Below are 25,196 nucleotides of genomic sequence, written 5' to 3'. Positions count from 1 at the left end.
GGTCGTGACGATGGAGTTCCACCCCCGGCCCGAGGCGGGCACCGCCAGGCCCTGGGCCTTTCCCGCGCCCGAGCGCGGCCGCCTGGACAACGGCCTGACGCTGCTGCGCTGCCACCGCCCGGGCCAGCAGGTGGTGGCCGTCGAGGTGTTCCTGGCCGCCCCGCTGGAGGCCGAGCCCGAGGGCCTGGACGGCGTGGCCACGCTGATGGCGCGCGCCCTGTCCGAGGGCACCGACAAACACAGCGCCGAGGAGTTCGCCGCCGAGCTGGAGCGCTGCGGCGCCACGCTCGACGCGCACGCGGACCACCCGGGCGTGCGGGTCTCGCTGGAGGTGCCGGTCTCCCGGCTCGCCAAGGCGCTGGGGCTGCTCGCGGAGGCGCTGCGGGCGCCCGCGTTCTCCGACGGCGAGGTGGAGCGCCTGGTGGGCAACCGCCTGGACGAGATCCCGCACGAGAGCGCCAACCCGGCGCGCCGGGCCGCCAAGCAGCTGTCGAAGGAGCTGTTCCCGGCGGACTCGCGGATGTCCCGGCCGCGCCAGGGCACCGAGGAGACCGTCGCCCGGATCGACTCCGCGGCGGTGCGCGCCTTCTACGAGGCGCACGTGCGCCCCGCCACGGCGACCGCGGTGGTGGTCGGCGACCTGACCGGGGTCGACCTGGACGCGCTGCTCGCCGACACGCTGGGCGCCTGGACGGGCGACCCGGGCGCGTCCCGGCCGGTCCCGGCGGTCACCGCCGACGACCGGGGCCGGGTGGTCGTGGTGGACCGCCCCGGGGCCGTGCAGACGCAGCTGCTGATCGGCCGCGTGGGCGCCGACCGGCACGACCGGGTGTGGCCGGCCCAGGTGCTCGGCACGTACTGCCTGGGCGGCACCCTGACGTCCCGTCTGGACCGGGTGCTGCGCGAGGAGAAGGGCTACACCTACGGGGTGCGGGCCTTCGGCCAGGTGCTGCGCTCGGGCCCGGACGGCGCGGGCGCCTCCCTGCTCGCGATCAGCGGCTCGGTGGACACGCCCAACACGGGCCCGGCGCTGGCGGACCTGTGGCAGGTGCTGCGGACGCTGGCGGAGGGAGGCCTGACCGACGCCGAGCGGGACGTGGCGGTGCAGAACCTGGTGGGCGTCGCCCCGCTGAAGTACGAGACGGCGGCGTCGGTCGCGGCGACCCTGGCGGACCAGGTGGAGCAGCACCTGCCCGACGACTTCCAGGCGCAGCTGTACGCCCGTCTCGCGGAGACGGGGACCGTGGAGGCGACGGCGGCCGTCGTCAGCGCCTTCCCGGTGGACCGGCTCGTCACGGTGCTGGTCGGGGACGCGGCGCAGATCGCGGAGCCGGTGCGGGCGCTGGGCATCGGCGAGGTGACGGTGGTCACCGGCTGACGGCCTGTCATCAGGGCGGACGGCCCGCGGAGGACCCCGGCGTGAGCGTTTCGCCGGGGGTCCTCCCTTATGTCCGGTTTGTTGGTGAGGTTGCCTGTCCGTCCTGTGGCGTGCGCTACAAAACGTCGTGTCTGTTTGGTGATTGAAAGAGGAGACGCTTAGCGTTCTGGACCGTTGGAACTGTCCGTGAGCCGTCCCCGCCGCACCCGCGGCAGCGCGGGCAGTCATCGCCGAGTCCCCGTCAGGCGCGAGCCTGGGGAGCCGGGGACCCACTCAGTCCCTGGGGTGAATCGGACGCCCTGCGAGGGGCGACCGTAGGAGACCTTCCTGCTCCGAACCCGTCAGCTAACCCGGTAGGCGAGAAGGAAGGAAAGGAAACAGCTCCTACATGGCGTTCACCCGTGCCACCGGGAAGCACCGTGGTCCGAGCCGTCTGGCGCGCCGCAGCGCCGGCGTCGCCTCGATCGCGACCATCGCCACCACCGGCGTCATCGGCACCCTCGCCTCCCCGGCGCTCGCCGCCGACGGGGAAGCCCCCTCGGTCGAGCAGACCGGACTGAACGCGGCCGTCGTCGCCGAGTCCCTCGCCGACCGCATCAACGCGCAGGCCGAGGCCCAGGAGCAGGAGGCCGCCCAGGCCCTCGCCAGGGCCAAGGCCGAGGCGGAGGCCAAGCGCAAGGCCGAGGCCCGCGCCAAGGCCGCCCGCGAGGCCAAGGAGCGCGCCGCCCGCGAGGCCGAGCGCAAGCGCCTGAACAGCTTCGTGGCGCCCATCTCCGGCAGCTACGTCTCCACCGGCTACAAGACCGGTGGCTCCATCTGGTCCTCCGGCAGCCACACCGGCATCGACTTCCACGCGGCCAGCGGCACCCCGGTGCACGCGGTCGGCCTGGGCACCGTCGTCGAGGCGGGCTGGGGCGGGGCGTACGGCAACAACGTCGTCATCCGCATGAACGACGGCACGTACACCCAGTACGGCCACCTGTCCTCCATCGGCGTGTCGGTGGGCCAGACGGTGGAGCCGGGCCAGCAGATAGCCCTCTCGGGCAACACCGGCAACACCACCGGCCCGCACCTGCACTTCGAGGCCCGCTCGGGCGAGGGGTACGGCTCCGACATGGACCCGATCGCCTACCTGCGCGCGCACGGCGTCGGCGTCTGAGCCGCACGCCCCGCAGCACCTCCCACGAGGCCCCCGCCGACCCGGCGGGGGCCTCGTGCGCTTCCCGCGCCGACCCCCGCCCCGTGCGCCCCGGTGAACCTCCGCGGCGGACAAAAGAATTCGGACGATTCCCGGGAGCCATCGGAATTCGCGGCCCGCTGTCATAGAGTCGAACAAGTGCGGTGCAGCACAATGGCGCCGTCACGACCCCGGGCCGGGGTGGACGAATTCGGAGGCTCTGTATGCGCGTTCCCGCTCACTCGGTATGCACGGCGATCCGCGACGACATCGTGTCCGGTGCCTTCGAGCGCGGCGGCCGGCTGACCGAGGAGCAGCTCGCCCGCCGGTACGGGGTCTCCCGCGTCCCGGTCCGCGAGGCGCTGCGCACCCTGGAGTCCGAGGGCTTCGTCACCACCCGCCGCCACGCGGGCGCGTGCGTGGCCGAGCCGACCGCCCAGGAGGCCGCCGACCTCCTGGAGATCCGTACGCTCCTGGAGCCGCTGGGCGCCGCCCGGGCCGCCCAGCACCGCAGCGAGGCCCACCTCAAGGTGCTGCGCGGCCTGGTCAGGCTGGGCCAGGCGCGGGCGCGCGGCGGCCAGGGGGAGGACCTGCGGTCGCTGGACGGCTGGTTCCACGAGACGCTGGCGCAGGCGGCGGGCAGCCCGGGCCTGAGCTCCCTGCTGACCCAGCTGCGGCACAAGATCGCCTGGATGTACGTGGTCGAGCAGCCGGCCCGTCCGCTGGAGACCTGGGCCGAGCACGGCGCGATCGTGGACGCGGTGGCGCGCGGCGACGCGGAGCGGGCGCGCTCGCTGACCGCGCTGCACGCCGAGCGCGGACTGCCGGCGCACCGGCTGCGCGTGAGGACTTCGCAACACGCCGTAAACAGTGCGAGCGCCCGGCATTAACAAAGGGGCCGTATACAAAGGGGGGAATTAAAGTGGGCCCACCAGTGGGGCGCGCTTTATTCACCCGGAATGCGGATACCCGTACAAGCGGCTGAGGCTGCGTGCATCCGGTGATTTCCGCGCATGAGAAGGATTTTCGCGCACGAGAAAGCCGCGACCTGCCGGAGTGGATCCGGAAAGCCGCGGCTTCCTGTGCGTACTGCGAGGGTGCCCGGGACTCAGACGGTCTCGGGGAGCTCCTCGAGGCCCTCGGCGACGAGCTTCGCCAGGCGGTCCAGGGCGGCGTCCGCGCCCTCGGCGTCCGACGCGAGCACGATCTCCTCGCCGCCCTGCGCACCCAGGCCGAGCACCGCGAGCATGGACGCGGCGTTGACCGGGTTGCCGTCGGCCTTGGCGATCGTGACCGGAACGCCGGAGGCCGTGGCGGCACGGACGAAGATGGAGGCGGGGCGGGCGTGCAGGCCCTCGGCCCAGCCGACGTTGACGCGGCGCTCAGCCATGGTGTTGCCCTTCAAGTCTTAGCGGTTGTCTAGACCAGTCTCTCACGCGTTGCGGAGTGCTCCTCACCGACCTTCGGCCCTGATCGCACCGACCATCGGCCTGTCCCACCATGCCCCGGCACGACGGCCTCCGCGACTCGTGGCCTGGCCGTACGCTGGCCCCATGCAGAGCCCGCCGGAGCAGTCGGAACACGCGTACCCCGACCACTGGGAGGCAGACGTGGTGCTCCGCGACGGGGGCACCGCCCGCATCCGTCCGATCACCACCGCCGACGCCGACCGGCTGGTCAGCTTCTACGAGCAGGTCTCGGACGAGTCGAAGTACTACCGCTTCTTCGCACCGTACCCCCGGCTGTCCGCCAAGGACGTGCACCGGTTCACCCACCACGACTACGTCGACCGGGTGGGCCTGGCGATGACGGTCGCCGGGGAGTTCGTCGCCACCGTGCGCTACGACCGCATCGACGAGCGCGGCCGGCCCGCCGCCGCCCCCGCCGACGAGGCCGAGGTCGCCTTCCTGGTGCAGGACGCCCACCAGGGCAGGGGAGTGGCGTCCGCCCTCCTGGAGCACATCGCGGCCGTCGCCCGCGAGCGCGGCATCCGCCGGTTCGCCGCCGAGGTGCTGCCCGCCAACAACAAGATGATCAAGGTCTTCACGGACGCCGGGTACACCCAGAAGCGCAGCTTCGAGGACGGCTCGGTCCACCTCCAGCTCGACCTGGAGCCCACCGACCGCTCGCTCGCCGTGCAGCGCGCCCGCGAACAGCGCGCCGAGGCCCGCTCGGTGCAGCGGCTGCTCGCCCCCGCCTCCGTCGCCGTGATCGGCGCCGGCCGCGAGCCCGGCGGGGTCGGCCGCGCGGTCCTCGACGCCCTCGGCGCGGCCGGCTTCACCGGGCGCACCTACGCCGTGAACAGCGCCCTGGAGCCCGGCCGCACCGACATCGCCGGGGTCCCCGCCTTCCGCGACGTCGCCGCGATCGGCGAGCCGGTCGACCTCGCGGTCCTGGCCGTCCCCGCCGAACGGGTGCCGCGGGCGGTCGCCGAGTGCGGCGCGCACGGGGTGCGCGGCCTGGTGGTGCTCACCGCCGGGTACGCGGAGAGCGGCGCCGAGGGCCGCGAGCGCCAGCGCGAACTGGTGCGCCAGGCCCGCAGCCACGGCATGCGGGTGATCGGGCCCAACGCCTTCGGCGTGATCGACACCTCCCCGGCGGTGCGGCTGAACGCCTCGCTCGCCCCGCAGATGCCCGCGCGCGGCCGCATCGGCCTGTTCACCCAGTCGGGCGCGATCGGCATCGCCCTGCTCGCCGGACTCCACCGCAGGGGCGCCGGGCTCTCCACCTTCATCTCGACCGGCAACCGCGCCGACGTCTCCGGCAACGACCTCCTGCAGTACTGGTACGAGGACGAGGACACCGACGTCGTCCTCCTCTACCTGGAGTCCATCGGCAACCCCCGCAAGTTCACCCGGCTCGCCCGCCGCACCGCCGCCGTCAAGCCCGTCGTCGTGGTCAAGGGCGGCCGCCACAGCGGCAGCGCCCCGCCCGGACAGGTCGTCCCCGCCACCCGGCTGCCGCACGCCACCGTCTCGGCGCTGCTGCGCCAGGCGGGCGTCATCCGCGTCGACACGGTCACCGAACTCGTCGACGCGGGCCTGCTGCTCGCCGGACAGCCGCTGCCCGCCGGGCCCCGGGTCGCGATCCTCGGCAACTCCGAGTCCCTGGGCCTGCTCACCCACGACGCCTGCCTCACCGAGGGGCTGCGCCCGCTGCCGCCCCGGGACCTGACCACCGCGGCCACCGCCGCCGACTTCTCCCGCGCCCTGGCCGCCGCCCTGGCCGACGACGCCTGCGACGCGGTCGTGGTCACCGTCATCCCGTCCGTCGGCGGCGACATGGACTCCCTCGCGGACGCGCTGCGCGCCGCCACCGCCACCGACCCGGCCAAGCCCGTGATGGTCGTGCACGTGGAGATGGGCGCGCTGGCCGAGGCCCTCTCCGCCGCCACCAGCACCTCCCCGGCCCGCCGCGCCCAGCCGGACCCGGCCCCGGAGCCGCGGCCCGCCGAGCCGGCCCCCGCCCCCACCGGCGCCCCGGCCGCCCGCATCCCCGCCTACCCCGCCGCCGAGCGCGCCGTCCGCGCCCTGGCCGAGGCCGTCCGCTACGCGCGCTGGCGGCGCGGGGCGGGCGAGCCCGGACGGGTGCCCGAGGAACTGGACGCCACCATCGACGAGGAGCGCGCCGCCCGGCTGATCGGGGAGCTGCGCGGCGAGCGGACCCCGGACGCGGACGCCACCCGCGCGCTCCTGGGCAGCTACGGCATCGACGTACCGCCCGCGCTGCCCGCCCCCACCCCCGACGAGGCCGTCCGCGCCGCGGACCGCCTCGGCTACCCCGTCGCCCTCAAGACCACCGCACCCCACCTGCGCCACCGCCCCGACCTCGGCGGCGTCCGCCTGGACCTGGCCACCGAGCAGCAGCTGCGCACCGCCTACGCCGAGCTCACCGAGACCCTCGGCAAGCCCGCCGAGCTCCAGCCCGTCGTCCAGGTCATGGCCCCCCGGGGCGTGGACACCGTGGTGCGCGCCGCCATCGACCCGGCCGTCGGCGCCGTCCTCTCCTTCGGCCTGGCCGGCGCCGCCTCCGAGCTCCTCGGCGACACCGCCCACCGGCTGATCCCCGCCACCGACCGCGACGTGGCCGAGCAGATCCGCTCCATCAGGACCGCCCCGCTGCTCTTCGGCTGGCGCGGCTCCGCGCCCGTGGACACCGCCGCCCTGGAAGAGCTGCTGCTGAGGGTCTCCCGGCTGGTCGACGACCACCCCGAGGTCGTCTCGGTGGCCCTGGAGCCGGTGGTCGTCGCCCCGCACGGGCTGACCGTCCTCGGCGCCACCGTCCGCCTCGCCGAGCCACCGGGCCCCGGCGACGCCCGCACCGACCTCGGCCCCCGCCGCCTGCCCAGCTACTGAGCGGCCGGCCCGGCCGCCGACCCGGCCGTCACGCCCCCACCCGGGGCTTAGGATGGAGTCCATGGCGAAGACCGGTACGACCACCCAGGGGCTGCGCGCGGCGATCGAGCGCAGCGGCTACTACCCGGCCCTCGTGGCCGAGGCGGTGGAGGCCGCCGTCGGCGGCGAGCCGGTCTCTTCGTACGTGGTGCACCAGGAGACCACCTTCGACTCCAACGAGGTCCGCCGCCACGTCACCGTCCTGGTCCTGACGGCGAACCGGTTCATCGTCAGCCACACCGACGAGCAGGCCGCCGACAGCAGCTCGCCCACGCCCTACGCGACCACCTCCACCGAGTCGGTGAAGCTGGAGCGGATCTCCTCGGTCGTGGTCAGCCGCGTCGTCGCCAACCCGGAGTCGTACACCCCGGGCACCCTGCCCCGCGAGGTCGTCCTGACCATCGGCTGGGGCGCCGTCTCGCGCATCGACCTGGAGCCCGCCGCCTGCGGCGACCCCGACTGCGACGCCGACCACGGCTACACGGGCAACTCCACCGCCGACGACCTCAGCCTGCGGGTCAGCGAGGCCGGCGACGGCCCCGACACCGTGCGCCAGACGCTCGCGTTCGCGCAGGCGCTCTCCGAGGCCACGGCAGCCACCCGCTGATGGCCCAGCCCGCCTGGCCGGACGACCCCGAGCCGCTCGCCCCCGCCACCGCGCCCGTCCCCGAGTACGGCACCGGATCGCTCGCCGACCTGCTGCCGACCCTCGCGGCCGGCATGGAGGTGCCCGGCTTCGAGGCCCGCATCGCCGAGCTGGCCCCCGCCGACCGCAACTGCGTCTTCCTGATCGACGGCCTGGGCTGGGAGCAGATCAGGGCGCACCCCGCCGAGGCGCCCTACCTCCACTCGCTGCTCGGCTCCTCGCGCGGCGGCACCGGCCGCCCGGTCACCGCGGGCTTCCCCGCCACCACCGCCACCTCGCTGGCCTCGGTCGGCACCGGCCTGACCCCCGGCGCCCACGGACTGCCCGGCTACACGGTGCGCGACCCCGGCACCGGCGCGCTGATGAACCAGCTGCGCTGGAAGCCCTGGACCTCCCCGCAGGCCTGGCAGCCCTACCCCACCGTCTTCCAGCTGGCCGACGCGGCGGGCGTGCACACCGCGCAGGTCTCCTCGCCCACCTTCCAGCAGACCCCGCTCACCCAGATCGCGCTCAGCGGCGGCACGTTCCACGGACGGCTGTCCGGCGAGGAGCGGATGGACCTGGCCGCCGAGCAGCTGGCCGGCGGGGACCGCTCGCTGGTCTACACGTACTACTCCGAGGTCGACGGCAAGGGCCACCGCTTCGGCGTCGACTCCGACGCCTGGCGCGGCCAGCTGATGTACGTGGACCGGCTGGTGCAGCGGCTCGCCGAGCAACTGCCGCCGCGCGCCGCGCTGTACGTCACCGCCGACCACGGCATGATCGACATCCCGTTCGACGAGGAGTCGCGGATCGACTTCGACGAGGACTGGGAGCTGAGCGCCGGGGTCGCCCTGCTGGGCGGCGAGGGCCGGGCGCGGCACGTGTACGCGGTGCCGGGCGCCGAGGCCGACGTCCTCACCTGCTGGCGCGAGGTGCTCGGCGACCGGTTCTGGGTGGCGGGCCGCGACGAGGCCCTGGCCCTGGGCTGGTTCGGCCCCGAGGTGGACGAGCGGGTGTACGGGCGGATCGGCGACGTGGTCGCCGCGGCGGCCGACGACGTGATCATCACCGCGTCCGCGGCGGAGCCGCACGAGTCCGCGATGGTCGGCGTGCACGGTTCGATGACCCCCGTGGAGCAGCTGGTGCCGCTCCTCGAAGTACGCTCGTAACGCCCCCCTTCCCCGCACCCCCGCCCCCACCCGACCCCGAAAGGTCCTCGACTCCCCATGCCCGAGCTGGTGTTCTTCTCCGGAACGATGGACTGCGGAAAGAGCACCCTCGCTCTTCAGATCGAGCACAACCGGTCCGCGCGCGGACTGCAGGGCATGATCTTCACCCGCGACGACCGGGCCGGCCAGGGCAAGCTGTCCTCGCGCCTGGGCCTGGTCACCGACGCCATCGAGGCCGCCGACGGCTTCGACTTCTACGGGTACCTGGTCAACCACCTGTCCAAGGGCGGCCGCTGCGACTACGTGATCGCCGACGAGGCCCAGTTCCTCGCCCCCGAGCAGATCGACCAGCTGGCCCGGGTCGTCGACGACCTCGAACTGGACGTCTTCGCCTTCGGCATCACGACCGACTTCCGCTCCAAGCTCTTCCCCGGCTCCCAGCGCCTGGTCGAACTGGCCGACCGGGTCGAGGTGCTCCAGGTCGAGGCCCTCTGCTGGTGCGGCGCGCGCGCCACGCACAACGCGCGCACCGTCGGCGGCCACATGGTCGTGGAGGGCGCCCAGGTCGTCATCGGCGACGTGAACGCCGGGGACGAGGTCGGCTACGAGGTGCTGTGCCGGCGCCACCACCGCCGCCGGATGACCGCGGCGTCCGCCCGCGCCGCGGCCCTCTCCCCGGACGTGCTGCCGGTCACCTCGGGCTGACCCGGGCCGTCGGTCAGTCCGCCCGCTCCGAACGCACCAGCGCGAACACCGCGCCCTCCGGGTCCGCCACCACCGCCGTGCGGCCGTAGGGCCCCGAGCGCGCCGGGCGGACCACCCGGCCGCCCAGCCCGGCCACCAGCCGCGCCGCCGCGTCCGGGTCCTCCACCTCGAAGTACGTCATCCAGTGCGGGCCCCGGTCGCGCGCCAGCGCATGGCCCACGCCGTGCACCGACGCCACCGGGCGGCCCTCCAGACGCAGCGTCAGGCAGTCGTGGTCGGCCGAGACGACCGCCTCCGTCTCGTGGCCGAACACCGTCTGGTAGAACTTGCCGACCGACGCGGTCTCCCGGGTCACCAGCTCGTTCCAGACCGGCGTGCCCGGCCCCGCCGGAGCCGCCGCGCCCGCGTGCCCGCCGGCCTGCCAGATGCCGAAGACCGCCCCCGAGGGGTCGGACCCTATGGCCAGGCGGCCCGCCTCGCCCGCGTCCAGCGGGCCGACGCCGACCGTGCCGCCGCAGGCCCGGATCGCCTCCGCCGTCTCGTCCGCGTCGTCCGTCGCCAGGTACGTCGTCCAGGCCACCGGCAGGTGGCGGTCGGGCGGGAGCTGGCCGATACCCGCCACCTCCGCGCCGTCGAGCAGGGCGCGCACGTAGGGGCCGAGCTGCTGCGGCCCGGGGCGGAACTCCCAGCCGAACAGCTCTCCGTAGAACTCCTGCGTCGCGTCAAGGCCGTGCACCATCAAGCTCACCCAGCAGGGGGCGCCGGGCGTGCGCCGAGTCGCCTCGGTCATCGTCACTCTCTCCTCGGACCATCGTCGTGGCCGTACGGGGGGACCTGGGGCCCTTTCTCGGCCCTGGTCGCGCTGGCTCGCCGTCGAGCCGTGCGCGCCGGGTCAGATGCTCGCACCACCGGGCCCGCGGCGCGCCCCGGCCGCGCCGCACTTGGCGTGATCCTGGGGGAGGAGGCCTCTGGTGGTGTTTCCCGCCCGTGCCCGTCGGTTTCGGGCGCGTTACGCTCCCGCGTGGCCGTGCGCGAGGATGGCGTCCATGACAGCCATCATCTCCGCATCCGAACTCGCGAGCGAGTCGACCGGCCCCAACCCGCCGCTCCTGCTGGACGTCCGCTGGCAGCTCAGTACCGCCAAAGCCGCAGGTGAGCCCGGGTTCGACGGCCGGGCCGAGTACACCGAGGGGCACCTTCCCGGCGCCGTCTTCGTCGACCTCGACGCGGACCTGGCCGCCGGGGCGGGCCCGCGCGGACGCCACCCGCTGCCTGAGCCGGAGGCCTTCGGGGCGGCGATGCGGGCGGCCGGCGTGAGCGCCGGACGCCCGGTGGTCGTCTACGACGGCGGCCAGGGCTGGGCGGCCGCACGGACCTGGTGGATGCTGCGCTGGACGGGTCACCCGGACGTGCGGGTGCTCGACGGCGGCCTCGCGGTGTGGGAGGGCCCGCTGGAGAGCGGCGCCGTGCAGCCGGAGGCGGGCGACTTCGTGCCCCGGCCGGGCGCGACGGAGCTCCTCGACGCGGACGGGGCCGCCGCGCTGGCCCGCTCCGGGCTGCTGCTGGACGCCCGGGCGGGGGAGCGCTACCGGGGCGAGGTGGAGCCGATCGACCGGGTCGGCGGGCACATCCCGGGGGCCGTCTCGGCGCCCACCACCGAGAACGTCGGCCCGGACGGCCGCTTCCTGCCCGCCGGGGAACTGGCCGCCCGCTTCAAGGGGCTGGGCGCGGCGGACGCGGACGGGGTCGGCGTGTACTGCGGCTCGGGCGTCTCGGGGGCGCACGAGGTGCTGGCGCTGGCCGTCGCGGGGATCGACGCGGCGCTGTACGCGGGCTCGTGGTCGGAGTGGTCCTACGACGGCACCCGCCCGGTGGCGACGGGCCCCGAGCGCGGCTGACGACAGACGGGTACGGGAACGGGGCGCTGCCCCGTTCCCGTACCCCTCAAGTCGGCCGTACTACTGCCGTACTACTTCGGTTCCTGCTTCTTGCGCCGGGTGCCGAACACGATCTCGTCCCAGCTGGGCACCGCCGCGCGGCGTCCGGGGCGCACCCCGTCGGCCTCCGCCTGCCGGTCGGTGGTGCCGACCAGGCGGTCGCGGTGGCCGCTGACCGAGCGCGGCATCAGCACGTCCGCGTACGCCGATCCGGCCCCGGCCGACGCGGCGGGCGCGGGCGGCTCCTCCGCCTCGGCCTCCTCCACGGGCTCGGTCACCGGCACCGGGGCGGGCTCGGGCCGCTCGGGCACGACCAGGTCGCCCCGGAAGCTCGGCACCGCCTCCAGCAGGCTGGTCAGCGAGTCGCGCTCGCTCTCCTCCGGCTCGGGCGCGGGCACCGGAGCGGGCCGCTCCAGCTGCCGGTCCAGGGCGCGGTCCAGCGGCCGGTCGCGGGGCAGCCGGGCGATGCGGGGCACGAACGGGAAGCTCGGCTCCTGCGCGGCCAGCGTGTCGTCGGTCTCGCCGATGAGGCGGCGCGCCTCGTCGTCGACGGCCTGGACCAGCCGCCGCGGCGGGTCGTAGGTCCAGCTCGCCGAGTGCACCTCGGTCGCGACCCGGTAGACCAGCAGGACCTCCCAGGTGCCGTCGTCGCGGCGCCAGGAGTCCCACTGGACGGTGTCCTTGTCGGCCCCGCGCAGCAGCAGCCGCTCCTGCACGGCCTCGCCGAGCTGGGGGCCGGTGTTCTCACCGGGGCGGCGCACGGGCGTCTTGCGCGCCCGCTCCGCCATGAAGGCTCGTTCCGCGAGCACGGGACCCTCGAAGCGACGGACGCGGTCGACGGGGATGCCGGCGAGCTGGGCGACCTCCTCGGCGGAGGCACCGGCTCGTATCCGCGCCTGGATGTCCCGCGGGCGGAGGTGGCTCTCCACCTCGATCTCGATCTGGCCCAGCCGTGCGCGGTCGTTGCGCACGGCGGCGCGCAGCCGCTCGTCGATCGGAAGGGTGTACTCCGTGCTGTCAGCAGCCTTCAGCACCAGTCGTGTGCCGTCATTGGAGACGGCCACGACACGCAGTTCGGGCATGGGGACCTCCCGGGTGGTGCCTGCCGACGTCACCTGCGTCGCTGCTTCCGCTAGTCGAGTGTGGCCTGCCCGGGTGCAGCCTGCCACAACCTTGCCGAGTTGCCCGGCGTGTCGGGCATGGACCCTGTAACGCCGTTATGGCACGGTTACCTTTTCGTTACGCGGAGTGACCGGTTCATCACGCCGTGTAACAGGTCTCCGTGCGGTGCCGCGGCGCCGCCGGTTCGAGCGCCGCTTTTCGGCCCCCTCCCGTAGGTCCGGACACCCCTGAGGGAGGCCGGGCCCAGGGTTCGCCACAGTACTCCATTCGGGCCACCTGGGTGGACCGCCGCGCCGCTGAAGTTCTCGGCGCGCACGGGAGTTGGGTCCCGTCCACCCCCGTCACGCGTGGCGTCCTTCACACAACCGGCGGATGCGGAACCAATCGCTTCGCCCATAAGTCCCTTTCTCGTGCAGGACGGTACAGATGGGTGAGCAGGGACAGGTGATGGTCGTCGCAGGGCAGGAAGAGAAGAAGAAGCAGCGGCTCGATCTGAGCGTGCCCCAGGTCGCGGGCAGCGCGCTGGCGGCGATCACCGCGGCGGTCCTCGCCTCCAAGCTGGGCGTGTACGGGACGTTCCTGGGCGCCGGCGTGGTCAGCATCGTGGCCACCTGCGGCGGCAGTGTGTTCCAGCACTTCTTCCGGCGCACCGGTGAGCAGATCCGCGAGGTCACCGTGGTCCGGCCGAAGGCCCGTCAGGTGCCCGTGCCCGGCAGCGTGGCCGAGACCAGGCTGATGCCGCAGGCCCAGGAGGACGGGCCGCCCGAGGACGGCGAGTGGAACACCTCGACCACCCACGGCACGCGGATGCGCGGCTGGAAGCGCCCGGTGATCGCGGCCGGCGTGGTCTTCGGCGTCGCGATGGTGTGCATCACGGGGTACGAGGCCGTGGCGGGCGAGGACCTGAGCGGCACCCCGGGCAGGACGTCCTTCGGGTCCGTGGTGACCGGCGACAGCGGCAAGAAGGAGCAGCAGCGGCAGGAGCAGCCCGCCCCGGGCAGCAGTGGCGGGCAGCGCCAGGACCAGGGCGACCAGGACAAGGGCACCGGCGACGGCACGGGCGGGAAGCAGAGCCCGTCGCCCGGCACCGGTGGCGAGGACGGCGGGGGCAGCCCCTCGCCCGACCCCTCGTCCTCCGACGGGGACGGCGGCGCCTCGCCCTCGCCCTCGGACGGCCCGACGCCGCCGCCCAGCCCGCCGCCGCCGTCCCCGAAGCCCTCGGGCGACAGCGCGGGATCCGGATCGGGATCCGGGTCCGGCTCCGGGTCCGGCGGGCAGAACTCCCTGCGGGAGACGCCCGCCGGGTAGGCCCGGCTCAGCCCAGGACGCGCCGCAGGTAGTCGTTGGCGAAGCGGCGGTCCGGGTCGAGGCGGTCGCGCAGCGCGGTGAACTCGCCGAAGCGCGGGTAGGCCCCGGCGAGGTACTCGGCGTCGCGGGTGTGCACCTTGCCCCAGTGCGGCCGTCCGCCGTGCGCGGTCATGATCCGCTCCACGGCGGTGAAGTACGCCTGGTACGGCGTGCCCTTGTACATGTGCACGGCGATGTACGCGCTCTCCCGGCCCGAGGCCGTGGAGAGCGCGATGTCGTCGGCGGGCGCGGTGCGCACCTCGACCGGGAAGCTGACCCGCAGCGGGGAGCGGTCGACCATCGCCCGCACCTCGCGCAGCGCCGCGACGCAGGCCTCGCGCGGCAGCGCGTACTCCATCTCCACGAACCGCACCCGGCGCGGGCTGGTGAAGACCTTGTACGGGATGTCCGTGTAGGTGCGGGCGGAGAGTGCCTTGCTGGAGACCTTCGCGATCGCGGGGATCGTCGCCGGGACCGCCCGGCCGAGCGAGTTGACCACCTGGAAGAGGCCGTTGGAGAGCAGCTCGTCCTCGATCCAGGCGCTGACCGCGCCGGGCGGGGCGGCGGGGCCCGCGCTGCGGTTGTTGCGCTTGGTGTTGCAGTTGCCCGTGTGCGGGAACCAGTAGAACTCGAAGTGCTCGTTCTCCGCGAAGAGTTCGTCGAAGTCCGCGGTGACCTTCTCGAAGGCCATCGGCTCCTCGCGCGCGCTGAGCAGGAAGAGCGGCTCCACCGCGAAGGTGATCGCGGTGACCACGCCGAGCGCGCCGAGGCCGATCCTGGCGGCCGCGAAGACCTCCGGGTTCTCCTTCTCCGAGCAGGTCAGCAGGGTGCCGTCGGCGGTCACCAGCTCCAGCTCGCGGATCTGCGCGGCGATCGAGGCGGAGTCCCGGCCGGTGCCGTGGGTGCCGGTGCTGGTGGCGCCCGCCACCGTCTGCTCCATGATGTCGCCCATGTTCGTGAGCGACAGGCCCTCGCGCGCCAGGGCCGCGTTCAGCCGCTTCAGCGGCGTACCGGACTCCACGGTCACCGTCATCGCCGTACGGTCCACCCGGCGTATCCCGGTCAGCAGGTCCGGGCGGATCAGCAGCCCGTCGGTGGCCGCGATGGCGGTGAACGAGTGGCCGGTGCCCGCGGTCTTCACCCTCAGCCCGTCCTCCGCCGCGCGCCGCACGGCATCGGCGACCTCCTCGGCGGAGGCGGGGGAGACCTCGCGGGCCGGCCGCGCGGAGACGTTCCCCGCCCAGTTACGCCACGTGCTCGTCCTGCTCGTCCTGCTCGTCGTGCTGGTGGTGCTCATCGGCCCGCTGCCCCTCCCGCTCCGTCACCGGCCTGCGCAGCCGGCGGTACCCCAGGAACGCCACCGCGGCCGCGAGCGCGCCCGCCACCGCGGGCACCACGTACGCCGCGCGCGCACCCGACGCGTCCACCACCGTGCCGGCGGCCGACGAGCCCAGCGCCACGCCGACCGCGAGCCCGGTACTGGTCCAGGTCATGCCCTCGGTCAGCTTGCTGCGCGGTACGTGCGCTTCGACGAGGGCCATGGTGGTGACCATCGTGGGTGCGATGGCCAGGCCCGCGACGAAGAGCGCCACGGCCAGGAACGGCAGGCTCCCGGCCAGTTGGAGGGGGATCATACTCACGGCCATCGCGCAGACGCCCAGGAGCCACCTGCGGGAGGGCTCTCCCTTCAGGTGCAGCAGCCCGAAGACCACGCCGGCCAGGCAGGAGCCCAGCGCGTAGACGGCCAGCACCAGGCTGGCGGAGGCCTTGCTGCCGCGCTCCTCGGCGAAGGCCACCGTCACCACGTCGACGGCCCCGAAGATGGCGCCGGTGGCCACGAAGGTGGCGACCAGGACCTGCAGCCCGGGGGAGCGCAGCGCGGACCCCCCGGTGTGCTGCCCGCGCGGGTGCGGCACCGGCTCGGTGGAGCGCTGGGCGGTCAGCCAGAAGACGCCGACCGCCAGGAACACCCCGGCGAGCAGCGGGCCCGCCTCGGGGAACCAGGCGGTGGACAGGCCGATGGAGATGATCGGGCCGAAGATGAAGCACACCTCGTCGACGATCGACTCCCACGAGTACGCGGTGTGCAGGTCGCGCGGGGAGCTGCGGTGGATCGACGCCCACCGGGCACGGGTCATCGAACCGACGCTGGGCACGCAGCCGCCCCCGGCCGTGAAGACGAAGAGCGTCCAGTCCGGGGCGCCCGTCGTGGCGCACAGCAGCAGCCCGGTCACCGAGGCCAGCGCGATCAGGGTCGCCGGGCGCATCACCCGGCGCTGGCCGTGCCGGTCGACGAGCCGGGATATCTGCGGGCCCATGACCGCGGCCGACATCGCCAGGGTCGCCGAGAGCGCGCCCGCGAGCCCGTATCGCCCGGTGAGCTGGGAGACCATCGTGACGATGCCGATGCCCATCATGGACAGCGGCATCCGGCCGAGGAAGCCGGCCATGGAGAACGCCCTGGTGCCGGGGGCCGCGAAGATCGCGCGATAGGGACTGGGCAAGGGGCGCTCCGTAAGGCGTGTAGTTGGCCTTTACAGGTTACGGCCGCCGTGGACCCCGGCGCACCGTCGTTTTCCGGCTCAGGGCGCCGGCGGGCACGACTTCCCGCGGAGGCCCGAGATGGCGCCGGAACGCATGGTTCCGGGCAGTCGGGGGGCGGTTTCCGGCCGCGCTCGCGGTCCGTTCGCCCGGTCGCCGTGGTGTGGTTTCCCGGCTGTCAGGGGCGGGTGGCAGGATCAAGACCATGTCCGATCAGCGCGATCCCGCCCCCTACGACGCCCTTCTGCTGCTCTCCTTCGGCGGCCCCGAGGGCCCGGACGACGTGGTTCCGTTCCTGGAGAACGTGACCCGCGGCCGGGGCATCCCCAAGGAACGGCTCAAGGAGGTCGGCCGGCACTACTTCCTCTTCGGGGGCGTCAGCCCGATCAACGAGCAGAACCGCGACCTGCTGGACGCGCTGCGCGCCGACTTCGCGGAGTCCGGCCTGGACCTGCCGGTCTACTGGGGCAACCGCAACTGGGCGCCGTACCTCACCGACACCCTGCGCGAGATGGTGCTCGACGGGCGCCGCCACATCGCCGTCCTCGCCACCAGCGCGTACGCCTCCTACTCCGGCTGCCGCCAGTACCGCGAGAACCTCGCCGACGCGCTGGCGGCCCTGGAGGCCGAGGGGCTGCCGCTGCCCAAGGTCGACAAGCTGCGGCACTACTTCAACCACCCCGGCTTCGTGGAGCCCATGGCCGAGGGCGTGCTGGCCGCCCTCGCCGACCTGCCCGAGGACGTCCGCGCGGGCGCCCACCTGGCCTTCACCACCCACTCCATCCCCGACGCCTCCGCCGACACCTCGGGGCCCTCCGAGGCGCACGGCGAGGGCGGGGCGTACGTGGCCCAGCACCTGGACGTCGCCGCGCTGGTCGCCGACGCCGTGCGCGAGGCCACCGGCACCGAGCACCCCTGGCGGCTCGTCTACCAGTCCCGCAGCGGCGCCCCGCACGTCCCGTGGCTGGAACCCGACATCTGCGACCACCTGGAGGAGCGGCACGCGGCCGGGGCCCCGGCCGTCGTCATGGTGCCCATCGGCTTCGTCTCGGACCACATGGAGGTCCTGTACGACCTGGACACCGAGGCCACCGCCAAGGCCGCCGAGCTCGGCCTGCCGGTGCGCCGCTCGGCCACCGTCGGGGCCGACCCGCGCTTCGCCGCCGCCGTGCGCGACCTGGTCCTGGAGCGGGCCGCCACCACGCGCGGCGCGCGCGTGGAGCGCTGCGCCCTGGGCGCGCTCGGCCCCTCGCACGACCTGTGCCCGATCGGCTGCTGCCCGGCCCGCAGCGAGCGGCCCGCGGCGGCCGGCGCCGACAGCCCGTACGCGTAGCACCGACGCCGACACGACCGGCCGGACAGGCCTGAGGAGACGCCATGACCGACACCCTCGCGGACGAACTGCTCGAACTCGCCCTCCAGGCCGCGCGCCGGGCCGGGGAGCTGCTGCGCGACGGGCGGCCCGACGACCTCGCCGTGGCCGCCACCAAGTCCAGCCCCATCGACGTGGTCACCGAGATGGACCTCGCCGCCGAGAAGCTGATCACCGCCTTCCTGGCCGAGCACCGGCCCGACGACGGCGTCCTCGGCGAGGAGGGCTCGGCGACCGAGGGCAGCAGCGGGGTGCGCTGGATCGTCGACCCGCTCGACGGCACGGTCAACTACCTGTACGGGCTGCCGACCTGGTCCGTCTCGATCGCCGCCGAGTACCGGGGCGAGACCCTGGCGGGCGTGGTCGAGGTGCCGATGCGCGGGGAGACCTTCCGCGCGGTGCGCGGCGGCGGCGCCTTCCTCGGCGGGCGCCGGCTGGCCCACCGCCCGGCGCCCCCGCTGGACCAGGCCCTGGTCTCCACCGGCTTCAACTACGTCGCCGACGTCCGCGCCCACCAGGCCGAGGTGGCCCACCGGCTGATCCCGCTGCTGCGCGACATCCGGCGCGGCGGCTCGGCCGCGGTGGACCTGTGCGACGTGGCCGCGGGCCGCCTCGACGGCTACTACGAGCGCGGGCTGAACCCGTGGGACTTCGCGGCCGGCGAGCTGATCGCCCGCGAGGCCGGGGCGCTCACCGGGGGCCGCCCGGGACGGCGCCCGGACCGCGACCTGACGGTCGCCGCGTCACCGGGCGTGTTCGCACCCCTGCAGGGCCTCCTGGAGGAGTTCGGGGCCTGGCACGACTGAGCCCCCGGCACATGCCCGCACCTGCGGGAACGGCGCGCGCGAACGTGCGTACGCGAAGGGCCCCGGTACCGCGAGCGGTACCGGGGCCCTCCGCCGTGCTCAGGCGCTGGCCGCGCCGAACTCCACGCCGTGCTCGGCGGCGAGTCGGTGCAGGTCGTCCAGCTCGGCCTGCTCGACGTCGGCGAGGAACTCGTCGCCGGTCTCGCGGGCCCTCGTCAGGTCCGTCTCCGTGGCCTTTATGCGCTGCAGCAGTCCCGCCGTGAAAGCGTCCATCATGTGCCCCCTCGTCATGGGTCGGTGGCACCGGGGTGTGCCGAGGGTTGGATCCGGATCACCTGCCCTCACCTCTGGGGGACAGAGCGGCTCGTGGCGTGCCACGTACAGGGCGTGATCGCGGGTGTGAAGACGTCCTCCCCGCGCCCTTCCTCAGGGAAACCTCAACTGGCCCGGGAAAACGGTGAATTCCTCGTGGACGGCGGCTGTCCCGGAGCCCCCGACGCGCCGCCTTACGGCCGGTTTACGCGCGTAAGGGGCAGGATGGAAGCTCACAGTCAGTACCCGTATCGGCCCGTGACCGGGTCCGTGTGATCGGGACCACAGGAAGGAATGCGCCGTGCGCGTACTCGTCGTCGAGGACGAGCAGCTGCTCGCCGATGCGGTGGCCACCGGACTGCGCCGGGAGGCCATGGCCGTCGACGTCGTCTACGACGGGGCGGCCGCCCTGGAGCGCATCGGCGTCAACGACTACGACGTGGTCGTCCTGGACCGCGACCTCCCGCTCGTCCACGGCGACGACGTCTGCCGCAAGATCGTCGAGCTCGGCATGCCCACCCGCATCCTGATGCTCACCGCCTCCGGGGACGTCAGCGACCGCGTCGAGGGCCTGGAGATCGGCGCCGACGACTACCTGCCCAAGCCCTTCGCCTTCAGCGAGCTCACCGCCCGCGTGCGCGCGCTGGGCCGGCGCACCACCGTGCCGCTGCCGCCCGTCCTGGAGCGCGCCGGGATCAAGCTCGACCCCAACCGCCGCGAGATCTTCCGCGACGGCAAGGAGATCCAGCTCGCGCCCAAGGAGTTCGCGGTCCTGGAGGTCCTGATGCGCAGCGAGGGCGCGGTCGTCTCGGCCGAGCAGCTCCTGGAGAAGGCCTGGGACGAGAACACCGACCCGTTCACCAACGTGGTCCGGGTCACCGTCATGACGCTGCGCCGCAAGCTGGGCGAGCCCCCGGTGATCGTCACCGTGCCCGGCTCCGGCTACCGGATCTGACCCCCGGTGGCCACCACCCCCGCGCCACCCAAGGCGCCCCCGAAGCCCACCTGGGACCCCAGGGAGCCGGCGCGTCCCTGGCTGCGGCCCACGATCCGGATACGGCTCACCCTGCTGTACGGCGGGATGTTCCTGATCGCCGGGATCCTGCTGCTCTCGATCATCTACCTGCTCACGGCGCAGGCGCTGCACTCGGGCACCAGCCTGCCCATCACGCTGCTGCCCGGTTCCCAGGTCAGGTCCGACCCGTCCTGCCCGCTCGACACCAGCAGCGCGGACGCCGCCAACGCGTCCCTGCGCGCGTGCGTCGGCGTGCAGCGCCAGCACGCCCTGGACGACCTGCTGCGCCGCTCGCTGTTCGCGCTGCTCGGCCTGAGCATCATCGCCTTCGCCTTCGGCTACGCCATGGCGGGCCGGGTGCTCTCGCCGCTGGGCAAGATCACCCGCACCGCCCGCCGGGTGGTCGGCAGCGACCTGTCCCGGCGCATCGAGCTGGACGGCCCGGACGACGAGTTCAAGGAGCTCGCCGACACCTTCGACGAGATGCTGGAGCGCCTGGAGCGGGCCTTCACGGCCCAGCAGAGGTTCGTCGCCAACGCCTCGCACGAGCTGCGGACCCCGCTGGCGATCAACCGCACCCTCCTGGAGGTCCACCTCTCCGACCCGGGCGCCCCGGTCGAGCTCCAGCAGCTGGGCAAGACGCTGCTGGCCACCAACGAGCGCAGCGAGCAGCTCGTGGAGGGCCTGCTGCTGCTCGCCCGCAGCGAGAACCAGATCGTCGAGCGCAAGCCGGTGGACCTGGCCGAGGTGGCCTCCCGCGCCATCGACCAGGCCCGCGCCGAGGCCGAGGCCAAGGGCGTGGAGCTCCGGGGCGAGCGCGGGCTCGCGGTGGTCCAGGGCAACGGCGTGCTCCTGGAGCGCATCGCGCTGAACCTGGTGCAGAACGCGGTGCGGTACAACGTGGCGCGGGACGGCTGGGTGGAGGTCACCACCGAGACCCAGCAGGGACAGGCGGTCCTGGTGGTCTCGAACACGGGACCAGTGGTTCCCGCGTACGAGATCGACAACCTCTTCGAGCCGTTCAGGAGGCTGCGGCAGGAGCGCACGGGCAGCGACAAGGGGGTCGGTCTCGGCCTTTCCATCGCCCGGTCCGTCGCGCGCGCCCACGGGGGCCGTATCATCGCGGAGCCCCGCGAGGGCGGCGGCCTCGTGATGCGGGTCACCCTGCCGGTGTGACCCGTGCCCGCGAAGCAGTCGGCGGAGTTCGCTTTGCGCGGAATTCTCGTACCCTGTAATGAATGGTCCCGTGTGGGATCGCTCACAGGAGCGAATTTTCCGCCGTCTACTCTCCGTGATCAAGAACAGCACCGGAAAGCCGGGAAAAGTCCGGGTTTCCGGGGGTCCTCATCACGGGAAGTACACGGGGTGGCGCCCGTGGAGTCGACAAACGGACCATGTACGGTCCGGATCGCCACCCAAAGACGATCACTCTTGAGGGGTCCGGTTGGGTGTCGATTGAGTAACAGACCTTGATGTGAGGCAAAATCTCCGCCTCGGGTCGGGCACAAGTCCGGCCTCTCACGCGTTACGTGCGCTGGAGACACCGCAACCACCCAGAGGGGGAGAGCGACATGGCAACGGATTACGACACCCCACGCAAGACCGACGACGACGTCGACTCGGACAGCCTTGAAGAACTGAAGGCCCGCCGGAACGACAAGTCGACGTCGAACGTCGACGTCGACGAGTTCGAGGCCGCGGAGGGCCTGGAACTGCCCGGCGCGGACCTCTCCAACGAGGAGCTGGCCGTCCGGGTCCTGCCCAAGCAGGCCGACGAGTTCACCTGCATGAGCTGCTTCCTCGTGCACCACCGCAGCCAGCTGGCGCGGGAGAAGAACGGCCAGCCGATCTGCCGCGACTGCGACTAGGTCAGGTCGGCCGTGGCAGGCGACACACCGTCTCGGAAACCGCGCTTCCGGCGCGACCGCTCCCAGGAGCAGTCGAAGCCGTCGGAGGCGCGTCAGGGCGGCACGGGACCGGCGGAGGGCGCCCAGGCGTCCGACCCCGCCGACTCCACCGCCCTCCTGCCCTCCACCGGTGCACGTGACGACGAGCGGGGCCTGCCGGCCTCGCTCGAAGCAGTCGAACAATCCGGGCCGACCACCCGGGGGAAGCGACTGGACGCCCTGAAGCGGGGCGTGCGCAAGGGCGGCGAGAGCGCCAGGGCCGGCATCGGCCACCTCGCCGACCGCATCATCGAGAACGCCCCGCGGATCCCGGTGCGCGACCTCGCCACCCTGCGCAAGCAGTTCCCGGGCCTCGGCCCGGAGCAGCTCGCCGACAAGCTGGTCGCGGGCGCGGCCAACGCCAGCTCCACGGTCGGCGCCGGCGTCGGCGCGGCCGCGATGATGCCGGTACCGCCCGCGATGCCGGCCGAGCTGGCCGCGGAGATCACCGGCGTCGCGGCCGTCGAGCTCAAGCTCGTCGCCGAGCTCCACGAGGTCTACGGCCTGCGCCCGCCCGGCAACGTACGGGAGCGCGCCGCCGCGTACCTCACCTCGTGGACCGAGGAGCGCGGCATCGACGTGTCCAAGCCGACCAGCCTCAACACGGCCCTCGGCGGACAGTTCAAGCGCGAGCTGCGCCAGCAGATCATGAAGCGGACGCTGCGCAACCTGCCCAACCTGATGCCGTTCATGGTGGGCGCGGCCGTCGGAGCGGTGATGAACCGCCGCGACACCAAGAAGCTCGCCGAACACATCCGCGGCGACCTGCGCCGCCGCCAGGTCCCCTGGGACGCGCTGCCCGAGCTCCCCCCGCTGGACAAGCCCAAGGAGCTCGGAACCTAGGACGCCCGGACCAGGTCCCGGCGCCCGCCCGTCAGGCCTGGTCCCGCTCGGCCGTCCGGGCCTGCTCCAGGGCCTCGGCCAGCGCCTCCGGGTCACGCGTGGAGAGGTACACGTACGGGGTCGGGTCGGCCGGGTCCGTGACCTCCACCCGCAGCGCCGTCGTCACGTAGCCGCGCAGCAGCATGAACGCCCGCGGGTCCGCCTTGTACGAGCGCCAGGCCCGCGCCTCCTCGGCGTCCAGCGGCTCGGGCACGCCCAGCGCCGACACCGGGATCCGGGCGTCGCCCGCGACCAGCGAGCCCTGCACCACCCGGATCCGCGCGGAGCCGTACGAACTGACCCCGGCGGCCGCCAGTACGCCCGTCACGATCAGCCCGCCGAGCATCGCCACCGTGCCCAGCGGCAGCAGGGCCAGGCCGCCCGCGACCCCCAGCAGGAAAGCGATCAGCCACCAGGATCGGGGGGCGGTCAGGCGCTCTTCGTAAGACTGCATGGAGCCAAGCTTGGCACGGCGCGCCGGGCGGTTTGCCGCGCGGGTAAGGTCTGCGCCTGTGAGTACTGCACTGACCCCTCCGCCCGAGGCCATACCGCCCGTACGGCACCCCGACGCGCCCGCGCCCGGGGAGGCCCTCGGCGCGCACTACGCGCACTGCTTCGGCTGCGGCGGCGGCCAGCCCCACGGGCTCCACCTGGAGGCCCGGGCCGGCGAGGGCGTCACCGTCACCGCCGGGTTCACCGTCACCCCCGACCACCAGGGCGCGCCGGGCCTGGCCCACGGCGGCGTGCTGGCCACGGCCCTGGACGAGACCCTGGGCTCGCTGAACTGGCTGCTGCGGGTGATCGCGGTGACCGGCCGCCTGGAGACCGACTTCGTGCGGCCCGTGCCGGTGGGCACCGTGCTGCACCTGTCGGCCGAGGTGACCGCGGTGCACGGCCGCAAGATCTACTCCACGGCGACCGGCCGGATCGGCGGGCCCGACGGCCCCGTCGCCGTCCGCGCCGACGCCCTCTTCATCGAGGTCAAGGTCGACCACTTCATCGACAACGGCCGCCCGGAGGAGATCCGGGCCGCCATGGACGACCCCGACCAGCTCCGGCGCGCCCGCGCCTTCGAGGTGAACCCCTGATGCGCAACCCCATCGACGTACTCATCCGCCGCGTGGACCCGGAGGTGCCGCTTCCCTCGTACGGGCACCCCGGCGACGCGGGCGCCGACCTGGTGACCACCGAGGCCGCCGAACTCGCCCCGGGCGAACGGGCGGTGCTGCCCACCGGGGTGTCCATCGCGCTCCCCGACGGGTACGCGGCCTTCGTGCACCCCCGTTCGGGGCTCGCGGCCCGCTGCGGCGTCGCCCTCGTCAATGCCCCCGGGACGGTGGATGCCGGGTACCGTGGGGAGATCAAGGTGATCGTGGTGAACCTGGACCCGCGCGAGAGCGTGACGTTCGAGCGGTTCGACCGGATCGCCCAACTCGTCGTCCAGCAGGTCGAGAAGGTGCGCTTCCACGAGGTGGCGGAGCTTCCCGGTTCGGCGCGGGCCGAGGGGGGCTTCGGTTCCACCGGCGGCCACGCCGCCGTGGACGGCACTACGGGTGGGAATCGATACGCTTCGGTCGTATCCGACCGGGAAGGACAGTGACGTGTTCGGACGTCGCAAGAAGAGCGGTGCCGCTGAGGACGCAGCGGGCGAGGCCGAGCAGGTCGTCGACGAGGTCGACACCGACGACGCGGCCGAGGACGAGCCGCGCCGGGTGAACCTTCCGCCGGCGCCGCGGCCCGACGGCCCGTGGGACGCCTCCGAGGTGACCGAGGCCGCCGAGGGCCGGGTCGACCTCGGGGGGATCTTCGTGCCCGGGGTCGAGGGCATGGAGCTGCGCGTGGAGGTCGCGGGCGACGCGATCGTCGCGGCCACCGTCGTGCTGCGCGACAGCGCGGTCCAGCTGCAGGCCTTCGCCGCCCCCAAGAAGGAGGGCATCTGGGGCGAGGTCCGCGAGGAGATCGCCTCGGGTATCACCCAGCAGGGCGGTGTCATCGACGAGGTCGAGGGCCCGCTGGGCTGGGAGCTGCGCGCCCAGGTCCCCGTACAGCTGCCCGACGGCACCGGTGGCGTGCAGATCGTGCGGTTCGTCGGCGTCGACGGCCCGCGCTGGTTCCTGCGCGGCGTGATCTCCGGCCAGGGCGCGGTCCAGCCGGAGGCGGCCGGGGTCCTGGAGCAGATCTTCCGGGACACCGTGGTCGTGCGGGGCGAGGGGCCGATGGCGCCCCGCGACCCGATCGTCCTCAAGCTCCCCCAGGACGCGCAGATGGTCCCCGAGGGCGTGCAGACCGACGACCAGGACGAGTCCCGTTTCGCCGGCGGGATGGGCCAGCTCCAGCGCGGCCCGGAGATCACCGAGGTGCGCTGACGCTCGTACAGCTGCTTCTTGCCCGAGGTCAGCCGGCCCCCGGCGAGCGCCGAGGTGAAGGCGACCGGGCCGCCGCCCGGGGAGGCCGTGGCGCCGGTG

At 73.7% G+C, this 25,196-nt stretch carries 25 protein-coding genes and 1 riboswitch; of the genes, 18 read left to right on the top strand and 7 right to left on the bottom strand.

Going from position 1 to position 25,196, the window contains the following annotated elements; genetic code table 11:
* Positions 1–10: 10 nt before the first annotated feature.
* The 3 genes from ABT160_RS35270 (at position 11) to ABT160_RS35260 (ending at position 3,445) form a co-directional block, all read left to right on the top strand.
* Positions 11–1,378 (top strand): M16 family metallopeptidase, encoded by a 1,368-nt coding sequence (locus ABT160_RS35270; RefSeq protein ID WP_351652068.1) that lies wholly within the window; start codon positions 11–13, stop codon positions 1,376–1,378.
* Positions 1,379–1,596: 218 nt separating this feature from the next.
* Positions 1,597–1,752, top strand: a riboswitch (cyclic di-AMP (ydaO/yuaA leader).
* A 14-nt stretch (positions 1,753–1,766) separates the two neighbouring features.
* Positions 1,767–2,537 (top strand): M23 family metallopeptidase, encoded by a 771-nt coding sequence (locus tag ABT160_RS35265; RefSeq protein ID WP_351652056.1) that lies wholly within the window; start codon positions 1,767–1,769, stop codon positions 2,535–2,537.
* A 242-nt stretch (positions 2,538–2,779) separates the two neighbouring features.
* Positions 2,780–3,445, top strand: a complete 666-nt coding sequence (locus ABT160_RS35260) for a GntR family transcriptional regulator (RefSeq protein WP_351652055.1) — start codon at positions 2,780–2,782, stop codon at positions 3,443–3,445.
* A 218-nt stretch (positions 3,446–3,663) separates the two neighbouring features.
* On the opposite strand, the gene ABT160_RS35255 is transcribed toward ABT160_RS35260, so the two are convergent.
* On the bottom strand, positions 3,664–3,945 hold the full coding sequence (locus ABT160_RS35255) for an HPr family phosphocarrier protein (protein WP_003981826.1): 282 nt from the start codon (positions 3,943–3,945) through the stop codon (positions 3,664–3,666).
* A 163-nt stretch (positions 3,946–4,108) separates the two neighbouring features.
* On the opposite strand from ABT160_RS35255, the gene ABT160_RS35250 reads away from it, so the two are divergent.
* The 4 genes from ABT160_RS35250 to ABT160_RS35235 all read left to right on the top strand — a co-directional run bounded on the left by ABT160_RS35250 (position 4,109) and on the right by ABT160_RS35235 (position 9,451).
* Positions 4,109–6,910: a bifunctional acetate--CoA ligase family protein/GNAT family N-acetyltransferase gene (locus tag ABT160_RS35250; protein WP_351652054.1), complete on the top strand. Its 2,802-nt coding sequence runs from the start codon at positions 4,109–4,111 to the stop codon at positions 6,908–6,910.
* Positions 6,911–6,971: 61 nt separating this feature from the next.
* Entirely contained in the window at positions 6,972–7,556 is a 585-nt protein-coding gene (locus ABT160_RS35245) for a DUF5998 family protein (protein ID WP_351652053.1), read from the top strand.
* Positions 7,556–8,746, top strand: coding sequence for an alkaline phosphatase family protein (locus ABT160_RS35240; RefSeq protein ID WP_351652052.1), 1,191 nt, complete (start codon positions 7,556–7,558; stop codon positions 8,744–8,746). Before ABT160_RS35245 ends, ABT160_RS35240 begins: the two co-directional genes overlap by 1 nt.
* Before the next feature lie 57 nt (positions 8,747–8,803).
* Entirely contained in the window at positions 8,804–9,451 is a 648-nt protein-coding gene (locus ABT160_RS35235; RefSeq protein ID WP_351652051.1) for a thymidine kinase, read from the top strand.
* Positions 9,452–9,464: 13 nt separating this feature from the next.
* On the opposite strand, the gene ABT160_RS35230 is transcribed toward ABT160_RS35235, so the two are convergent.
* On the bottom strand, positions 9,465–10,241 hold the full coding sequence (locus ABT160_RS35230) for a VOC family protein (RefSeq protein WP_351652050.1): 777 nt from the start codon (positions 10,239–10,241) through the stop codon (positions 9,465–9,467).
* A gap of 256 nt (positions 10,242–10,497) precedes the next feature.
* Between ABT160_RS35230 and ABT160_RS35225 the strand changes: the two genes are divergently transcribed.
* Entirely contained in the window at positions 10,498–11,349 is an 852-nt protein-coding gene (locus ABT160_RS35225) for a sulfurtransferase (protein WP_351652049.1), read from the top strand.
* A 71-nt stretch (positions 11,350–11,420) separates the two neighbouring features.
* Here the strand turns inward: ABT160_RS35225 and sepH are convergent, their stop codons facing one another.
* A complete protein-coding gene (sepH, locus tag ABT160_RS35220; RefSeq protein WP_351652048.1) occupies positions 11,421–12,470 on the bottom strand; it encodes a septation protein SepH in 1,050 nt (349 codons plus the stop codon).
* Positions 12,471–12,936: 466 nt separating this feature from the next.
* On the opposite strand from sepH, the gene ABT160_RS35215 reads away from it, so the two are divergent.
* Positions 12,937–13,818, top strand: a complete 882-nt coding sequence (locus tag ABT160_RS35215; RefSeq protein WP_351652047.1) for a hypothetical protein — start codon at positions 12,937–12,939, stop codon at positions 13,816–13,818.
* 7 nt (positions 13,819–13,825) lie between these two features.
* On the opposite strand, the gene ABT160_RS35210 is transcribed toward ABT160_RS35215, so the two are convergent.
* Positions 13,826–15,154 carry a D-arabinono-1,4-lactone oxidase gene (locus ABT160_RS35210; protein WP_351652046.1) on the bottom strand — a complete coding sequence of 443 codons (1,329 nt, stop codon included), beginning with the start codon at positions 15,152–15,154 and terminating at the stop codon, positions 13,826–13,828.
* Positions 15,102–16,361, bottom strand: coding sequence for an MFS transporter (locus ABT160_RS35205; protein ID WP_351652045.1), 1,260 nt, complete (start codon positions 16,359–16,361; stop codon positions 15,102–15,104). Before ABT160_RS35205 ends, ABT160_RS35210 begins: the two co-directional genes overlap by 53 nt.
* A gap of 242 nt (positions 16,362–16,603) precedes the next feature.
* Between ABT160_RS35205 and ABT160_RS35200 the strand changes: the two genes are divergently transcribed.
* Positions 16,604–17,731, top strand: a complete 1,128-nt coding sequence (locus ABT160_RS35200) for a ferrochelatase (protein ID WP_351652044.1) — start codon at positions 16,604–16,606, stop codon at positions 17,729–17,731.
* Between the two features lie 44 nt (positions 17,732–17,775).
* The gene (locus tag ABT160_RS35195; protein ID WP_351652043.1) at positions 17,776–18,576 is read left to right on the top strand and encodes an inositol monophosphatase family protein; all 801 of its coding nucleotides are present in this window, start codon (positions 17,776–17,778) and stop codon (positions 18,574–18,576) included.
* Between the two features lie 99 nt (positions 18,577–18,675).
* Here the strand turns inward: ABT160_RS35195 and ABT160_RS35190 are convergent, their stop codons facing one another.
* Positions 18,676–18,852, bottom strand: a complete 177-nt coding sequence (locus ABT160_RS35190) for a hypothetical protein (RefSeq protein WP_351652070.1) — start codon at positions 18,850–18,852, stop codon at positions 18,676–18,678.
* 337 nt (positions 18,853–19,189) lie between these two features.
* On the opposite strand from ABT160_RS35190, the gene ABT160_RS35185 reads away from it, so the two are divergent.
* The 4 genes from ABT160_RS35185 (at position 19,190) to ABT160_RS35170 (ending at position 22,692) form a co-directional block, all read left to right on the top strand.
* Positions 19,190–19,843 carry a response regulator transcription factor gene (locus ABT160_RS35185; RefSeq protein WP_351652042.1) on the top strand — a complete coding sequence of 218 codons (654 nt, stop codon included), beginning with the start codon at positions 19,190–19,192 and terminating at the stop codon, positions 19,841–19,843.
* Between the two features lie 6 nt (positions 19,844–19,849).
* Positions 19,850–21,079 (top strand): sensor histidine kinase, encoded by a 1,230-nt coding sequence (locus ABT160_RS35180; RefSeq protein ID WP_351652041.1) that lies wholly within the window; start codon positions 19,850–19,852, stop codon positions 21,077–21,079.
* 395 nt (positions 21,080–21,474) lie between these two features.
* A complete protein-coding gene (locus tag ABT160_RS35175) occupies positions 21,475–21,771 on the top strand; it encodes a DUF4193 domain-containing protein (RefSeq protein ID WP_351652040.1) in 297 nt (98 codons plus the stop codon).
* A 12-nt stretch (positions 21,772–21,783) separates the two neighbouring features.
* Positions 21,784–22,692, top strand: coding sequence for a hypothetical protein (locus ABT160_RS35170; protein ID WP_351652039.1), 909 nt, complete (start codon positions 21,784–21,786; stop codon positions 22,690–22,692).
* Positions 22,693–22,723: 31 nt separating this feature from the next.
* On the opposite strand, the gene ABT160_RS35165 is transcribed toward ABT160_RS35170, so the two are convergent.
* Complete coding sequence (locus tag ABT160_RS35165) at positions 22,724–23,185, bottom strand: DUF3093 domain-containing protein (RefSeq protein ID WP_351652038.1); 462 nt, start codon at positions 23,183–23,185, stop codon at positions 22,724–22,726.
* Between the two features lie 58 nt (positions 23,186–23,243).
* On the opposite strand from ABT160_RS35165, the gene ABT160_RS35160 reads away from it, so the two are divergent.
* From ABT160_RS35160 to ABT160_RS35150, 3 genes are read left to right on the top strand one after another with little or no spacing between them, the layout of a single operon-like run.
* On the top strand, positions 23,244–23,819 hold the full coding sequence (locus ABT160_RS35160) for a PaaI family thioesterase (protein WP_351652037.1): 576 nt from the start codon (positions 23,244–23,246) through the stop codon (positions 23,817–23,819).
* Positions 23,819–24,331: a dUTP diphosphatase gene (dut, locus tag ABT160_RS35155; RefSeq protein WP_351652036.1), complete on the top strand. Its 513-nt coding sequence runs from the start codon at positions 23,819–23,821 to the stop codon at positions 24,329–24,331. The genes ABT160_RS35160 and dut overlap by 1 nt, the downstream gene beginning before the upstream one ends.
* Before the next feature lies 1 nt (position 24,332).
* Positions 24,333–25,097 carry a DUF3710 domain-containing protein gene (locus tag ABT160_RS35150; RefSeq protein ID WP_351652035.1) on the top strand — a complete coding sequence of 255 codons (765 nt, stop codon included), beginning with the start codon at positions 24,333–24,335 and terminating at the stop codon, positions 25,095–25,097.
* The last annotated feature ends 99 nt before the right edge of the window (positions 25,098–25,196 follow it).

The organism is Streptomyces sp. NPDC001941, assembly GCF_040296945.1.
Taxonomy (GTDB): Bacteria; Actinomycetota; Actinomycetes; order Streptomycetales; family Streptomycetaceae; genus Streptomyces.
The sequence above is the reverse complement of the archived record's forward strand: the minus strand, read 5'-3'. Positions and strand labels throughout refer to the sequence as shown.

What these genes read in the sequence shown, in the direction of transcription:
- ABT160_RS35270 (WP_351652068.1), top strand. Translation starts at nt 11, where the DNA reads ATGGAGTTCCACCCCCGGCCCGAGGCGGGCACCGCCAGGCCCTGGGCC.
- ABT160_RS35265 (WP_351652056.1), top strand. Translation starts at nt 1,767, where the DNA reads ATGGCGTTCACCCGTGCCACCGGGAAGCACCGTGGTCCGAGCCGTCTG.
- ABT160_RS35260 (WP_351652055.1), top strand. Translation starts at nt 2,780, where the DNA reads ATGCGCGTTCCCGCTCACTCGGTATGCACGGCGATCCGCGACGACATC.
- ABT160_RS35255 (WP_003981826.1), bottom strand. Translation starts at nt 3,945, where the DNA reads ATGGCTGAGCGCCGCGTCAACGTCGGCTGGGCCGAGGGCCTGCACGCC.
- ABT160_RS35250 (WP_351652054.1), top strand. Translation starts at nt 4,109, where the DNA reads ATGCAGAGCCCGCCGGAGCAGTCGGAACACGCGTACCCCGACCACTGG.
- ABT160_RS35245 (WP_351652053.1), top strand. Translation starts at nt 6,972, where the DNA reads ATGGCGAAGACCGGTACGACCACCCAGGGGCTGCGCGCGGCGATCGAG.
- ABT160_RS35240 (WP_351652052.1), top strand. Translation starts at nt 7,556, where the DNA reads ATGGCCCAGCCCGCCTGGCCGGACGACCCCGAGCCGCTCGCCCCCGCC.
- ABT160_RS35235 (WP_351652051.1), top strand. Translation starts at nt 8,804, where the DNA reads ATGCCCGAGCTGGTGTTCTTCTCCGGAACGATGGACTGCGGAAAGAGC.
- ABT160_RS35230 (WP_351652050.1), bottom strand. Translation starts at nt 10,241, where the DNA reads ATGACCGAGGCGACTCGGCGCACGCCCGGCGCCCCCTGCTGGGTGAGC.
- ABT160_RS35225 (WP_351652049.1), top strand. Translation starts at nt 10,498, where the DNA reads ATGACAGCCATCATCTCCGCATCCGAACTCGCGAGCGAGTCGACCGGC.
- sepH (WP_351652048.1), bottom strand. Translation starts at nt 12,470, where the DNA reads ATGCCCGAACTGCGTGTCGTGGCCGTCTCCAATGACGGCACACGACTG.
- ABT160_RS35215 (WP_351652047.1), top strand. Translation starts at nt 12,937, where the DNA reads ATGGGTGAGCAGGGACAGGTGATGGTCGTCGCAGGGCAGGAAGAGAAG.
- ABT160_RS35210 (WP_351652046.1), bottom strand. Translation starts at nt 15,154, where the DNA reads ATGAGCACCACCAGCACGACGAGCAGGACGAGCAGGACGAGCACGTGG.
- ABT160_RS35200 (WP_351652044.1), top strand. Translation starts at nt 16,604, where the DNA reads ATGTCCGATCAGCGCGATCCCGCCCCCTACGACGCCCTTCTGCTGCTC.
- ABT160_RS35195 (WP_351652043.1), top strand. Translation starts at nt 17,776, where the DNA reads ATGACCGACACCCTCGCGGACGAACTGCTCGAACTCGCCCTCCAGGCC.
- ABT160_RS35190 (WP_351652070.1), bottom strand. Translation starts at nt 18,852, where the DNA reads ATGATGGACGCTTTCACGGCGGGACTGCTGCAGCGCATAAAGGCCACG.
- ABT160_RS35175 (WP_351652040.1), top strand. Translation starts at nt 21,475, where the DNA reads ATGGCAACGGATTACGACACCCCACGCAAGACCGACGACGACGTCGAC.
- ABT160_RS35165 (WP_351652038.1), bottom strand. Translation starts at nt 23,185, where the DNA reads ATGCAGTCTTACGAAGAGCGCCTGACCGCCCCCCGATCCTGGTGGCTG.
- dut (WP_351652036.1), top strand. Translation starts at nt 23,819, where the DNA reads ATGCGCAACCCCATCGACGTACTCATCCGCCGCGTGGACCCGGAGGTG.